This is a genomic window from Methylobacterium sp. GC_Met_3, assembly GCF_026540775.1.
GTDB lineage: Bacteria > Pseudomonadota > Alphaproteobacteria > Rhizobiales > Beijerinckiaceae > Methylobacterium.
In genome coordinates this window covers 77,506-90,319 of record NZ_JALNUL010000004.1, presented here as the reverse complement: position 1 = coordinate 90,319, position 12,814 = coordinate 77,506, and the positions used below count along the sequence as shown (strand labels likewise).

The window sequence follows — 12,814 nt, the reverse complement described above, 5'->3', positions numbered from 1 at the left end:
GCATCGGACGGGGCGGGCGCGCGCGGCGCGCTCAAGGGGCGCGGCCCGGCGGCGCGGCCGCCCGGATCGGACGAGCCGGTCGAAGTGCCGCTGACCTTCGACGACAACCGCCTCGCGAGCCTCGTCTTCGGCCAATACGACCAGAACGTCGCCCATATCGAGCGGCGGCTCGATGTGACCGCGACGGCGCTCGGCAACCACCTCGTCATCAAGGGCTCGCCCGACGCCGCCGAGAAGGCCCGGCGGGTGTTCCAGAAGCTCTACACCCGGGTTCGCACGGGCGGCAGCACGCTGACGCTCGGTGATGTCGACGGCGCGATCCGCGAGGCCACCGCGCAGGCGACGCTGTTCCCCGCCGAGACCATCGCGGCCGAGGCCGACAAGCCGCATTTCGAGCAGATCGCGACTCGGAAGCGCGGAGCCGTGCGGGCGCGCAACCCGGCGCAGGACGAATACATCAAGCTCCTGCGCACCAACGAGCTGGTCTTCGCCGAAGGCCCGGCCGGGACCGGCAAGACCTGGCTCGCCGTCGGTCACGCGGTCTCGCTGCTGGAGCAGGGCCATGCCGAGAAGCTGATCCTGTCGCGTCCCGCCGTCGAGGCTGGCGAGCGCCTGGGCTTCCTGCCTGGCGACATGCGTGAGAAGGTCGATCCGTATCTGCGCCCGATCTACGACGCGCTCTACGACTTCATGGAGGCACGCCATGTCGATCGGGGCCTGCAGACCGGGCAGATCGAGATCGCGCCGCTCGCCTTCATGCGCGGGCGGACGCTCACAAATGCCGTGGTGCTGCTCGACGAGGCGCAGAACACGACCTCCATGCAGATGAAGATGTTCCTGACTCGCCTGGGCGATGGCTCGCGCATGATCATCACGGGCGATCCGAGCCAGATCGACCTGCCGCCGGGCCAGAAGTCGGGTCTCGTGGAGGCGGTCCGGGTGCTGGAGGGCGTCGAGGGGATTGGTCGCGTGCGGTTCAAGGACGTCGACGTGGTCCGCCACGATCTCGTCCGCCGGATCGTCACCGCCTACGAGAGCGCCGCCCACGGGGCGGACGAGGCCGACCGCAACCCGAATCCCCGGCGCCGGCCGCTGGCGTGAGCATGCCGCACGAGATCGACCTCGCCGTCGAGGATGAGCGCTGGGAGACGGCGATTGCCGACCTCGAAGCGCTCGTCACCCGCGCCGTGGAGGCCGGGCTGGCGATCGCCCCAGAGAAGCCGGACGGCCCCGTCGAGGTCAGCGTCCTGCTGACGGATGATGCTGCGGTCCAGGAGCTGAACAAGACCTGGCGCGGCAAGGACAAGCCGACCAACGTCCTGTCCTTCCCGGCCGCCCCGCAGCCGCGGCATGCGCAGGTCGCGACGCCGCTCGGCGACGTGGTCCTTGCGTACGAGACCCTGGTGCGCGAGAGTGCGGAACAGTCGAAGCCGCTCCAGAATCACCTCGCTCACCTCCTCGTCCATGGCACCCTGCATTGTCTCGGTCAGGACCACGAGATCGGCGAGGCCGAGGCCGAGGCCATGGAATCCCTCGAAGTCGCGGCTCTCGCGACCCTCGGTATCCCGGATCCCTATGCCTGAGTGCGCGACGTCCGAACGCTCCCAGACCCGAGAGACATGAGCAACGATCGAAGTCGCGGCGCGGCCCTGGCCGCGCCCAGTTCCAACGAGGGCGAGTCCCCAAATCGGGAGCCCTGGTACGACCGCCTGCTACAGGCGCTTCACCTCAAGCCGCGCGATTCCCTACGCGAGGGTCTTGAGGAGGCGCTGGCGGAGCCGGATGCCGGCGAGAGTGGTCTTTCCCCGCTCGAGCGCGTGATGCTCAAGAACGTGCTGGGCCTGCACAAGGTGCGGGTCGACGACGTGATGGTCCCCCGGGCCGACATCGTTGCCGTCTCCAACGAGACGAGCCTCGGCGAACTGCTCAAGCTGTTCCGCACCGCCGGCCATTCCCGCTTGCCGGTCTACGGTGAGACCCTCGACGACCCCCGCGGCATGGTCCACATCCGCGATCTCGTGGATCACATCGCCGCCAAGGCCGAGCCGACCCGGCGCAGCGTCCCGGCTGCCAAGCCCGCCGAGCCGGGGATCGACGGCGCGGTCGATGCGGCGGCCGCGCCGCGCGTCCGCCGTCCGGCGCCACGGCTTCCGCGCAGCCTCGACCTCGGCAAGGTCGACCTGACCACGACCCTGGCGGCGACGCGTATCCAGCGGCCGGTCCTGTTCGTGCCGCCCTCGATGCCGGCGATCGATCTGCTGGTGCGGATGCAGGCCACGCGCACCCACATGGCGCTGGTGATCGACGAGTATGGCGGGACCGATGGGCTGATCTCCATCGAGGACCTGATCGAGGTGGTGGTCGGCGACATCGAGGACGAGCACGACGTCGCCGAGGCCAGTTACGTTCAGCGGGTCGATGGCGAAGGCGATGTCTTCGTGGCCGACGCGCGCACGCCGCTGGCCGAAGTGTCGGAGGCGACCGGCGTCGATCTCGCTGCCGCAGTCGGCGAGATGGCCGAGGAGATTGACACGCTCGGCGGGATGATCGTGACGCTGGCCGGACGCGTCCCCTCCCGGGGCGAGCTGATCGCCGGGCCTGGCGATCTCGAATTCGAGGTGCTCGACGCGGATCCGCGCCGCCTGAAGCGGCTGCGCTTCCACAAGGGCGCGGCGCGGATCGGTGCCGTCGTTCCGCTCGCCCTGCCCCCGCCCTCCAATCCACCGGCCGCCGAGACGCCTCACCCGTGATGGTCCCGGCGTGACGCGCGTGACGGCGGGGTACGCCCGGGCTTCCGCAGCACCGGGCACGCCGACGCATGACCGGATGCCGGGTTTCGTGCAGGCCATCGCGGGTCTGACCGGTTGGCGTCGCCTTGGGCTGGCGTGGCTCGTGGGTGCGCTGGGTGCGCTGGCAATGCCGCCCTTTGGAGCTCTGCCGGCCTTGGTCCTATCGCTGACCGTCGTGGTCTGGCTCATGGATGGGGCCGCTGCGGATCGCCCTGCCCTGCGCCGCCTCTGGCCATGCTTTCTGATCGGCTGGGCCTGGGGTTTCGGTTATCTCACCGCCGGTCTGTGGTGGCTGGGCCAGGCCTTTCTGGTGCAGGCCGACGAGTTCCTTTGGGCGCTGCCGCTCGGCGTCGTCGGCCTGCCCTTCGGGCTCGGCCTGTTCTACGGCACGGGTTTTGGCGCCGCAGGCCTTCTATGGCGCCGGGGGGCGGGGCGGATCGCCGCCCTCGCCTTCGGAATCGGCGGCGCCGAATGGCTGCGCGGCCACCTGTTCACGGGCTTCCCGTGGAACACCCTTGGCATGGCGCTCGCCCAGAACCTCTGGCTGATACAGGGGGCCGCCGAGATCGGCCTCTATGGCCTGACCGTGCTGGCCATCCTGATCTGCGCCGCCCCTGCGACGCTCGCCACCGGCTCGCAGCCGCGCAGCCGGCTCGGTCCGAGCGTGGCCGCCGCCTTGCTGCTTGGCGGTATGGCCCTGTTTGGGGCCGAGCGGTTGGGGTCGGCGGATCCGGTGGTTGCGGGTATTCGCCTGCGCCTCGTCCAACCGAACCTGCCGCAGGACGCCAAATTCAGACCGGAGAATCGCGCCGACATCGTCGACCGCTACATCGAGTTGAGCCAGCGCCCGGTGGAGGCTGGCGAGCCTGAGCCGACCCATATCGTCTGGCCGGAATCCGCCTTCCCGTTCCTGATTCAGCGCGATCCCGAGGCTCTGGCCAAGGTGGCGGCTGGCCTCAAGCCCGGTCAGCACCTCGTCACCGGCGCGGCCCGGGCCGAGGAACCGCTGCCGGGCGAGCGCCTGCGCTACTTCAATGCCATCCTGGTGATCGGGCCGGATGGCGTGATCTCCGACAGCTACGACAAGGTCCACCTTGTCCCGTTCGGCGAGTACCTGCCCAGCCCCCTCGACGCCGCCCTGCGGGCGCTGGGCCTGCGCCAGTTCGTGGCAGTTCCCGGCGGCTTCTCGGCGGGGGCGCTTGCCGCGCAGCGGATCCTGGCCGTGCCCGGCCTGCCGCCGGTGGCGGCGACGATCTGCTACGAGGCAATCTTTCCGGGTGCGATCCTGCCGGCGGGCCACGCCGCGCCTGCCGCCCATCCCCCGGGGCTGATCCTGAACGTCACCAACGATGCATGGTTTGGCGACACGCCGGGCCCGCGCCAGCATCTCGCCCAGGCACGCCTGCGCGCCGTCGAGGAGGGGCTGCCCCTGGTCCGCGACGCCAATACCGGGATCTCCGCGGTGATCGACCCGCACGGCCGCATCGTCGCCGAAACGCCGCTCAATCAGGAGACTTGGCTCGACGCCGATCTGCCTGCGCGGATCGTCGGGGGCACCCTGTACGGTCGGTTCGGCGACGCGGTCTTCGCGCTGATGCTGGCTGCCTGCTTCGTCGGGGCGGTGACGGCCGGGCGCCGGATATGAGTGCGGGATTCGCCAGCGGGCGTCGGATCCTGCTCGTTCTCGCGCTGATGCTGGTCGCGTTCAACCTGCGGCCGGCGCTCAGCACGGTCGGGCCCCTGCTGGCGACCATCCGGGACGAGACCGGCCTCGGCGCGGGCGGGGCCGCAATCCTCACCACGCTCCCGGTCCTGTGCCTCGGCATCGCCTGCGCGCTGGCGGCGCCGCTGATCCGGCGGATCGGGGCCGATCTCGCGGTGCTCGCGGGCACCACCATCCTGACGGCCGGCCTGACGCTGCGCGGCCTTGGCGGCCTCGTGCCGCTGTTCGCCGGAACGGCGCTCGCCGCCATCGGCATCGGCCTTGACAACGTCCTGCTGCCCGCTCTGGTCAAGCGCGACTTCGCCGGCAGCAGCGGCCTGATGACCGGGCTCTATACCATGACCCTCTGCCTCGGCGCCGCGGCCGGGGCGGGTGCGGCGGTCCCGGTCGAGCACGCCCTCGGGGGCGGCTGGCCCTCCGCCCTGGCGATCTGGGCGCTGCCGGCGCTGGTCGCCGGTCTGGTCTGGATCCCCTTCGCACGCCGGCCGAGCGCGCGGTCGGCGCCCTCGGCCGGGCGGCTGCTCCGCAACCCTCTTGCCTGGTGGGTGACCGGGTTCATGGGCCTGCAATCCTCGCTCGCCTACACCCTGTTCGGCTGGCTGCCGCTGCTGCTGCAGGGCCGTGGCCTGACGCCGCTGGATGCCGGCCTGTTCGCCTCGCTGACCACGCTGGTCCAGGCACCCGGTGCTTTGCTGATCGCGATGCTGGCCGCCCGCGCCCGCGATCAGCGGGCCTGGATCGTCGCGATCCCGGGCCTGACCGCCGGCGCCTTTCTGGTTCTCGCCTTCGGACCCGACACTCTGCGCGTCCCGGCTGCCTGCGCGCTGGGTTTCGGGATCGGCGGCTGCTTCGGCCTGGGACTCACCCTGATCGTGCTCCGCGCGGCCGACGCGGCCAGTGCCGCCGGCCTGTCGGCCATGGCGCAGGGCATCGGCTACGCCGGGGCTTGCCTCGGACCGCTGGCCTTTGGGCTCGCCCACGAGGCGACCGGGGGATGGGGCATCCCGGGCATCCTGTTCGCGGGGATCGCCACCGCCGCGATCCTGATCGGCCTCGCGGCGGGCCGTGACCGCAAGGTCAGCGCGGCAGAGCCGGAGTTCTCTGGTCCCGTGGATCAGCGACTGAGCGCGTTCCAGCCCTCGAACCCGGCCAGCGGCTCCTGATCGTAGCGCAGCATCAGGTCTTCCATCGCCTCGGCCTCCGACAAGCGCTCCGCGGCCGCGAGATCCGCCAAGCCCTCGAAGAAGCCCTCACGGGCGAGTGCCGGCGCGAAGCTCAGGGTGAAGCGGACCGCCTCGTCGCCGCGGTTGGCGAAGGCGTGCGGCGTGCCGGGCCGGACCAGCGCGAAGTCGCCGGGCCCGAGATCGATGTCGGTCCCGTCGAGGTTGAGGATGAGGGTGCCGGCCTCCACCGCAAACGTTTTAGTGAGCCGGGCGTGCCGGTGCAGCCCGGCTCCGGGCGTGCGCGGATCCATCGTGACCCGGTAGATGCCGATCGCGTCGGCAGTGGCATCGCTGCGCGCGAGATAGGTGACGTGCATCCCGCCGATGACCGCGTCGGGCTTCGCATCGTACCGGACGATCGCTGTTATGGCATCCTCCCAACGCTCCAGACTCAAGCCGGCCTGCCTCCGCATCATGGGGAACGACCCAGAGCGTCGCAATACTCAGAGAAGTTCAAGCACGTGCCTCGCCGATGCATGACTGCTGAAGATAGACCTCCCGGCCTGCATCCCGAAGGTCCTTGACTGCCCCCATTCCGCAAGCACGTTTACTCGGAGTATTGCGGCATGGGCCAGCCGTGATGGCCGCTTTCGGCGTCGGGTGATGAGCATGGCACGGATCGCTAGGATGGGATGGCGTCTGGTTTCCGCGGCGCTGTTCGCGTTTGCGCTGACGTCGACGGGGGCCGAGGCGCGCGGGTTTGGCGGTGGTTTCCATGCTGGCGCGGTCGGGCCGCGGGTCGGCGCCTGGGGTCGCCCACTGGGACCCGTTCGGCCGGGCTTCGCTCCCGGCGGCGGCTTTGCCCGGCCCGGCTTCGTCGGCCGGCCTCCCTATGCCCATCGTCACTGGCATCGCGGCGACTCGGGCTACTACGCCTACGGGCTGGGTGGCTTCGGGCTCGGCCTGGGCCTCGGCGGCTTGTTCGGGCGTTACGGCTACCCCTGGTATGACGACGACTACGTCTACACACCGCCGGTCTACGTGGCGCCCGTCGAGGTGCCCCTTGAGACAGAGGTCGTGACGGACGATCCCGCCGCCATCGCGGCCTGCGCGTGGCGGTTCAAGACCTACGATCCGAGCACGCAAACCTTCATCGGCAAGGGTTACGTACGGAGCCACTGCCCCTGAGGCGACATCGCGGCAAGGGGGGCGGCGACTTTCGCCGCGTGAGGGCCGCAGCCTCGACACAACGAAAAGGCCCCGCGCGCTGATGCTCGCGGGGCCTCCCATCGGTCAGGTATTAGGAGACCTTACTCCGCGGCGACCCGGTGGGCCTGCGAGCCGTCCGTGTAGGTCTCGGCCTGCAGGCGCTTGCCCGGGGCGGCGCGGCCCGGCAGAGGCGGCAGGGCCTTGGCCTTCTCCAGATCGATGCCCGCACCCTCGGCGACACGACGGCCGTAATCCTCGTCGGCGTGCCAGAAGTGCCAGACCATCCGCAGCTGGATCGGCTCCGGGCACTGCTTCATGTCGCCGACCAAGTTGGCGATCAGGTCGTCGCGCTCCCAATCCTCGAACGAGCGGTAGCGCACGCCCGCCTGCGTGTAGTCATCCTCGGTCCGCGAGGTCTGGTAGCGGCCCAGATTGCCCTGGACCGGCTGGTGATAATCCCGGGACGGCTTCGGGGCCTCCTGCAGGCCTTCGGCCAGCGTCGAGGGCTCGTAGTTGATGTGCTTGTTCGGCCCCGTGCCGTCGACCGAATAGGTCATCTGGCCGTCCCGCTGATTCGAATAGACCTTCACGCCGGGCTGCGGCGCGTTGATCGGAAGCTGCAGGTAGTTGGCGCCGACCCGGTAACGCTGCGTGTCCGAGTAGGACAGCGTCCGGCCCTGAAGCATCTTGTCGTCCGAGAAGTCGATGCCGTCGACCAGCACGCCGGTACCGAAGGCCGACTGCTCGACCTCGGCGAAGAAGTTGTCCGGCACCCGGTCGAGCACCATCCGGCCGCAGGGCAGCAGCGGGAACTGGTCCACCGGCCACAGCTTCGTGTCGTCCAGCGGGTCGAACGACAGGTGGTCGTTCGGGCCGTCCGGCATGATCTGAACCGAGAACTCCCACTCGGGGAAATTGCCGGCCTTGATGTTGTCGTACAGGTCGCGGGTCGCGTGCCCGACATCCTTGCCTTGGATCTCGGCGGCCTGGGCCGAGGTCAGGTTCCTGACGCCCTGCTTGGGAGTCCAGTGGAACTTGCACAACACCGCCTCGCCCTGGTCGTTGACCAGCTTGTAGGTGTTGACGCCTGAGCCTTCCATCTCGCGATAATTGGCCGGGATGCCCCAGGGCGACTTCAGGTGCGTCACCATGTGGATCGCTTCGGGGTGCTGGGCCACGAAGTCGAAGAAGCGCCACGCCTCCTGGCGGTTCGTCACCGGATCCGGCTTGAACGCGTGGATCATGTCGGGGAACTTGATCGCGTCCCGGATGAAGAAGACCTTGAGGTTGTTGCCGACGAGATCCCAGTTGCCGTCGACGGTCTTGAACTTCACCGCAAAGCCGCGCGGGTCGCGCTCGGTCTCGGGGCTTTCCTTGGCGCCGGCCACGGTCGAAAAACGCACGAACATCGGCGTCTTCACGCCGGTCTCGTTCAGCACGCGGGCGCGGGTGTACTTGGAAGCGGGCTCGTTGCCAATCTTGCCGTAGGCCTCGAAATAGCCATGGGCGCCGGCGCCGCGGGCGTGGACGACGCGCTCCGGGATCCGCTCGCGATCGAAGTGGGTGATCTTCTCGATGAACTGGTAGTTCTCGAGCGTCGCCGGCCCCCGCTCACCGACCGTGCGGGTGCTCTGGTTGTCGCGGACCGGATGGCCCTGGCGGGTGGTCAGGATCGGGCGTTGATCGGTCATACGTACCGTCTCTCCGTTTGCGAAGGCTCGCGGCTGACACCGGGGACAACCTGGAACCGTTCTCGTGATTGGTTATGACCCTGCCGTGACCCCGAAGCAAATGCATCGTCACAAACGCTGTGATAGATAGGGTCTATGAATCTATCGGGCCTGTCCCTGCGCGATCTGGAATACGTCATCGCCGTCGCCGACGAGGGCCATTTCAGCCGGGCGGCGGAGCGCTGCAACATCAGCCAGCCGACGCTGAGCGTGCAGATCCGCAAATTGGAAACCGCCCTTGGCGTGGTTTTGTTCGAACGCTCGAAGCGCCGGATCCTGCTGACGGAAGCAGGTCAGGTGATCGTGCGGCAGGCGCGCGTCGTCCTGGTCGAGGCGCAGCGCCTGCTCGCCTTCGCCAGCGAGGGACGCGGCTCGCCGCTCACCGGGCGACTGATCCTCGCCGCGATTCAGACCCTCGGTCCCTATCTCTTTCCGCTGGTGCTGCGGCCGCTGCGCGAGGAATATCCGCTGCTGACCTTGTCGCTGCGGGAATCCCGCACGGCCGACATCGTCGAGGGCCTGCGAGACGGGCGGATCGATGCGGCGCTGGTTTCGCTGCCGGTACCCCAGCACGGGTTGACCGCGTCGCCCCTGTTCATCGAGCCGTTCTGGCTCGCCTGCCCGGCCGAGCACGCCCTCGCCCGCGGCGGCGCCCTGTCGGCCACCGAGATCGCGGGGCCGGACCTTCTGCTCCTCGACGAGGGCAACTGCTTGCGCGATCAGGCGATCGCGGCCTGTGGCGCCGGCTCCTCGATCGGCCGCCACGCGACGAGCCTGGAAACCTTGCGCTCCATGGTGGCGGCCGGAGCCGGGTACACCTTGCTCCCCGCTTTGGCGGTGCCGGCCGGGCCCGACCCGAGCGGGCTGATCGTCACGCGGGCGTTCGACCTCGACGGTCCGGGCCGGACCATCGCCCTCGTCTGGCGTACCAGCGATCCACGTGCGCCCGGCCTGTCGAGCTTGGCGGCCTTCTTCCGGGCCCACGCGCCGCCCGGTACGGCGGCCTGTCGCGATATGGCTCCACGGATCTGAGCGCCGCGCGCAGCCTCGGAGGCGTGAGCCCTGACATCCGCGCGGGGCCGCGATGCTCAATCTTTGCCGTGACAGGGCCAATATTGCCGTGTAGCGCGCGGAGGACGCCTGACCGTCCGTCCGGGCCCCGCCCCTCCGATCGCCTTGCCCTCCCTTCGCTCAATCGGCCTCTGGGCCGCCCTCATCGCCGCGTCCGCGGCCATCTCGTACGGGCTGATGCGCGCGCATTTTCCGGCGGCTTTGCTGCTCGGACCGATGATCGCAGCGATTGCGTTCGGCGTCGGCGGATCGCGGCTCCACGTGGCGCGGCCCGCCTTCAACGCCGCGCAGGCGATGATCGGCTGCCTCGTTGCCCACGCCGTCACCGGGCAGATCGCCCAGACCCTGCTGGAGGATGGCCCGCTTATCGTCGCCGTCGTGCTCGTAACGGTGGCGGTCAGCGGCGTCGTCGGCTTGGTCCTGACGCGCCTGCGGGTGCTGCCCGGCACCACCGCGGCCTGGGGCTCCTCGCCGGGCGGCGCCTCCGCGATGGTGGCGATGGCCGAGGATTTCGGTGCGGATCCGCGGCTCGTGGCCTTCATGCAGTATGTGCGCGTAGCCGCCGTGGTGTTCTCGGCCTCGCTGGCCGCCCGGTTTCTCATGGAAAACCCGGCCGCAGCGGGTGCCTCCGCCGGTGCCGAGGCGATTGAGCCGCTCTCCCTGCTGGCCACCCTCGCGGTGGCGGTGATCGGTGCCGGCGCGGCGCTGGCGCTGCGGGTGCCGGCCGGTGCTCAGATCGGTCCGATGGTGCTGGGAAGCCTCCTCCACGCCACCGGCCTCGTTCGGATGGCCCTGCCGGTGCCGATCCTCGAACTCGCCTATGCCTGCATCGGCATCTATGTCGGCCTGCGCTTCACCCGCGAGACCCTGCGCCTCACCATCACGGCGCTGCCGGGGGTCCTGGTGGCGACCTTCTCGGTGATCGCGCTCTGCGCGGCCTGGGGCTGGGGGCTGACCCTGCTGCTGCCGATCGACCTGCTGACCGCCGTGCTCGCCACGAGCCCGGGGGGGCTCGACTCGGTCGCGATCATCGCGGTCGGCTCGAAGGCCGACGTCTCCTTCGTGCTGGCGGTCCAGACCCTGCGGTTGTTCGTGGTTTTGCTCACCGGACCGCTGCTCGCCAAGTGGATCAGCCGGTCCGTGCCGGAGGGCGCGGCCCGATGAACGCCCTGGTCCTGGCCTTCCTCAACTCCTGGCGCGGCCTGCGCCATGGCGCGCGCACCGAGCGGGCGGTCCGACAGGAACTGGTATTGCTGGCGGTGGGCGTGCCGGTGGCGTTGCTACTCGGCGCGACCCTTTGGGTGCGTGTTGCCCTGATGGTGAGCCTGCTGCTGATGCTGGCCGCCGAGTTCCTCAACACCGCCGTCGAGAAGCTCTGCGACCACGTCCATCCGAGCCACCATCCGATGATCGGCCGGGTGAAGGACCTCGCTTCGGCCGGGACCTTCATGGCGCAGGTGGCGGCGCTGCTGGTGTGGGTGGCCGCGCTGGTCGAACGGCTGGGCTGATCTGCCCTGCCTGTCAGGTGCTCGCTTCTCTGACTGTGAGGGTCTATCTGCCGGACCTATCCAAGTGCATCGCCTGAGATCCCGCCCCGTGACGGACTACATCCGCAAGATCCTCACCGCCCGCGTCTACGACGTGGCGATCGAGAGCCCACTCGATCCGATGCCGCGTATCACGAAGCGGCTCGGTCGACCGGTGCTGCTGAAGCGCGAGGATCTGCAGCCGGTCTTCTCGTTCAAGCTCCGCGGCGCCTACAACAAGATGTCGGGCCTGAGCCCCGAGCAGATCGCCCGCGGCGTTGTCTGTGCCTCGGCGGGCAACCACGCTCAGGGCGTCGCGCTCGCCGCCGCAAAGCTCGGGGCGCGGGCCGTGATCGTGATGCCGCGCACCACGCCGTCGATCAAGGTCGATGCCTGCCGAGCCCGGGGTGCCGAGGTGGTGCTGCATGGCGACGCCTTCGACGAGGCGCTGACCCAGGCCAAGATCCTCGAAGCCGAGCAGGGCCTGACCTTCCTGCACCCCTTCGACGATCCGGAGGTGATCGCCGGCCAGGGCACGATCGGCAAGGAGATCCTGGAGCAGCATACCGGACCGATCGAGGCGATCTTCGTGCCGGTGGGCGGCGGCGGGCTCGCCGCCGGCATCGCCACCTTTGTGAAGTACCTGCGCCCGGGCACCAAGGTGATCGGCGTCGAGCCGGAGGACGCCGCCTGTATGGCCGCAGCGCTGGCCGCCGGGACCCGGGTCAGCCTGCCCACGGTCGGGCTGTTCGCCGACGGCGTCGCCGTGCGGCAGGCCGGCGAGGAGACCTTCCGGCTCTGCCGCGAGCACCTCGACGAGGTCATCACGGTCGATACCGACGCCATGTGCGCGGCCGTCAAGGACATCTTCGACGATACCCGCGCGGTGTCGGAGCCCTCCGGCGCGCTGAGCCTCGCCGGCGCCAAGCTCTATGCCGAGCGTGAGGGCGGCGACGGAACGCTGATCGCCATCTCGTCGGGGGCCAATCTCAACTTCGACCGTCTGCGCCACATCGCCGAGCGGGCGGAGATCGGCGAGCAGCGGGAGGTTTTGATCGGCGTCACGATCCCCGAGCGGCCCGGCGCTTACCGGGCCTTCATCAATGCCCTGGGGCCGCGCGCCGTCACCGAGTTCAACTATCGCCACGCTCCGGGTGCCGAGGCGCAGATCTTCGTTGGTATCAACGTCACCGGCGGCAGGCACGAGAAGCAGGCGCTGATCGGCTCCCTGCGCGAGGCCGGCTACCGCGTCCTCGACATGAGCGACAACGAGATGGCCAAGGTCCATGTCCGCTACATGGTGGGCGGCCGGGCCGTTGGCGTCGCGCACGAGCGGCTGTTCCGCTTCCAGTTCCCGGAGCGGCCCGGCGCGCTGATGAAGTTCCTCGACGTGCTGGGGCCCGACTTCGACATCACGCTGTTCCACTACCGCAATCACGGTGCGGATTATGGCCGCGTGCTGGCCGGCATCGCAGTCCCCCCGGGCGAGCGGGCGCGGTTCGATGCGGTCATCGAGGCGCTAGGATACCCGGCCACCGACGAGACCGAGAACCCGGCCTACCGTCTGTTCCTCGACGGCGAGATGGCCGGGGCTGCGTGAGGC

12 protein-coding genes are annotated in these 12,814 nt (G+C 69.6%); 10 read left to right on the top strand and 2 right to left on the bottom strand.

From position 1 onward, the window contains the following. The first annotated feature begins 84 nt into the window (after positions 1-84). From OXS27_RS07650 to OXS27_RS07630, 5 genes are read left to right on the top strand one after another with little or no spacing between them, the layout of a single operon-like run. Complete coding sequence (locus tag OXS27_RS07650; protein ID WP_243917216.1) at positions 85-1,101, top strand: PhoH family protein; 1,017 nt, start codon at positions 85-87, stop codon at positions 1,099-1,101. Positions 1,102-1,103: 2 nt separating this feature from the next. Next, positions 1,104-1,583, top strand: coding sequence for an rRNA maturation RNase YbeY (gene ybeY, locus OXS27_RS07645; RefSeq protein ID WP_267355511.1), 480 nt, complete (start codon positions 1,104-1,106; stop codon positions 1,581-1,583). A 36-nt stretch (positions 1,584-1,619) separates the two neighbouring features. Beyond that, entirely contained in the window at positions 1,620-2,750 is a 1,131-nt protein-coding gene (locus OXS27_RS07640) for a hemolysin family protein (RefSeq protein WP_243916921.1), read from the top strand. Positions 2,751-2,760: 10 nt separating this feature from the next. Beyond that, complete coding sequence (gene lnt / locus OXS27_RS07635) at positions 2,761-4,434, top strand: apolipoprotein N-acyltransferase (protein WP_267355380.1); 1,674 nt, start codon at positions 2,761-2,763, stop codon at positions 4,432-4,434. After that, complete coding sequence (locus OXS27_RS07630) at positions 4,431-5,675, top strand: MFS transporter (protein ID WP_267355379.1); 1,245 nt, start codon at positions 4,431-4,433, stop codon at positions 5,673-5,675. Before lnt ends, OXS27_RS07630 begins: the two co-directional genes overlap by 4 nt. On the opposite strand, the gene OXS27_RS07625 is transcribed toward OXS27_RS07630, so the two are convergent. Further along, positions 5,627-6,130 carry a cupin domain-containing protein gene (locus OXS27_RS07625; RefSeq protein WP_267355378.1) on the bottom strand — a complete coding sequence of 168 codons (504 nt, stop codon included), beginning with the start codon at positions 6,128-6,130 and terminating at the stop codon, positions 5,627-5,629. The genes OXS27_RS07630 and OXS27_RS07625 overlap by 49 nt on opposite strands. 232 nt (positions 6,131-6,362) lie before the next feature. Here OXS27_RS07625 and OXS27_RS07620 point away from each other — a divergent pair, with 232 nt between their 5' ends. Further along, positions 6,363-6,863, top strand: coding sequence for a hypothetical protein (locus OXS27_RS07620; protein WP_267355377.1), 501 nt, complete (start codon positions 6,363-6,365; stop codon positions 6,861-6,863). 122 nt (positions 6,864-6,985) lie between these two features. Here the strand turns inward: OXS27_RS07620 and OXS27_RS07615 are convergent, their stop codons facing one another. Next, positions 6,986-8,575 (bottom strand): catalase, encoded by a 1,590-nt coding sequence (locus tag OXS27_RS07615; RefSeq protein WP_267355376.1) that lies wholly within the window; start codon positions 8,573-8,575, stop codon positions 6,986-6,988. A 135-nt stretch (positions 8,576-8,710) separates the two neighbouring features. Here OXS27_RS07615 and OXS27_RS07610 point away from each other — a divergent pair, with 135 nt between their 5' ends. The 4 genes from OXS27_RS07610 (at position 8,711) to ilvA (ending at position 12,811) form a co-directional block, all read left to right on the top strand. Beyond that, complete coding sequence (locus OXS27_RS07610; protein ID WP_267355375.1) at positions 8,711-9,646, top strand: LysR substrate-binding domain-containing protein; 936 nt, start codon at positions 8,711-8,713, stop codon at positions 9,644-9,646. A 144-nt stretch (positions 9,647-9,790) separates the two neighbouring features. After that, positions 9,791-10,849, top strand: a complete 1,059-nt coding sequence (locus tag OXS27_RS07605; protein WP_267355374.1) for an AbrB family transcriptional regulator — start codon at positions 9,791-9,793, stop codon at positions 10,847-10,849. Continuing rightward, positions 10,846-11,193 carry a diacylglycerol kinase gene (locus OXS27_RS07600; RefSeq protein WP_243916940.1) on the top strand — a complete coding sequence of 116 codons (348 nt, stop codon included), beginning with the start codon at positions 10,846-10,848 and terminating at the stop codon, positions 11,191-11,193. The genes OXS27_RS07605 and OXS27_RS07600 overlap by 4 nt, the downstream gene beginning before the upstream one ends. An 88-nt stretch (positions 11,194-11,281) precedes the next feature. Next, positions 11,282-12,811: a threonine ammonia-lyase, biosynthetic gene (gene ilvA, locus OXS27_RS07595; protein WP_243916947.1), complete on the top strand. Its 1,530-nt coding sequence runs from the start codon at positions 11,282-11,284 to the stop codon at positions 12,809-12,811. Positions 12,812-12,814 lie beyond the last annotated feature (3 nt).

Coding starts and splice junctions, on each gene's coding strand:
- ybeY (WP_267355511.1), top strand. CDS start 1,104: ATGCCGCACGAGATCGACCTCGCCGTCGAGGATGAGCGCTGGGAGACG.
- OXS27_RS07640 (WP_243916921.1), top strand. CDS start 1,620: ATGAGCAACGATCGAAGTCGCGGCGCGGCCCTGGCCGCGCCCAGTTCC.
- OXS27_RS07630 (WP_267355379.1), top strand. CDS start 4,431: ATGAGTGCGGGATTCGCCAGCGGGCGTCGGATCCTGCTCGTTCTCGCG.
- OXS27_RS07620 (WP_267355377.1), top strand. CDS start 6,363: ATGGGATGGCGTCTGGTTTCCGCGGCGCTGTTCGCGTTTGCGCTGACG.
- OXS27_RS07615 (WP_267355376.1), bottom strand. CDS start 8,575: ATGACCGATCAACGCCCGATCCTGACCACCCGCCAGGGCCATCCGGTC.
- OXS27_RS07610 (WP_267355375.1), top strand. CDS start 8,711: ATGAATCTATCGGGCCTGTCCCTGCGCGATCTGGAATACGTCATCGCC.
- OXS27_RS07600 (WP_243916940.1), top strand. CDS start 10,846: ATGAACGCCCTGGTCCTGGCCTTCCTCAACTCCTGGCGCGGCCTGCGC.